General features: G+C 68.7%; 1 protein-coding gene. It reads left to right on the top strand.

What is annotated here, in order from left to right; translation table 11 throughout:
* Positions 1 to 329, top strand: a 329-nt coding sequence (locus tag H7I57_RS08770) for an enoyl-CoA hydratase-related protein (protein WP_264023036.1), incomplete at both ends; no start/stop codon positions are given.

Genomic DNA, 329 nt, shown 5'->3' on the forward strand with positions numbered 1-329 from the left:
AATGATCACGTCGCACAGGTGACGCTGACCGGCCCCGGCAAGGGCAACGCCATGGGCCCGGCCTTCTGGGCCGAGCTGCCGGTGGCCTTCGCCGCGCTCGACGCCGACCCGGATGTGCGGGCCATCGTGCTCACCGGATCAGGCCGCAACTTCAGCTACGGCCTCGATCTGGCCGCGATGGGCGGCACCCTGACGCCGATGATGGCCGACGGGGCGCTGGCCAAGGAGCGTGCCGATTTTCATACCAAGCTGCGGGCCATGCAGCAAGCGATCACCGCGGTCGCCGACTGTCGCACCCCGACCATCGCCTCTGTTCAGGGCTGGTGCAT

The organism is Mycolicibacterium pyrenivorans, assembly GCF_025821625.1.
GTDB classification, from domain to species: Bacteria; Actinomycetota; Actinomycetes; order Mycobacteriales; family Mycobacteriaceae; genus Mycobacterium; species Mycobacterium pyrenivorans.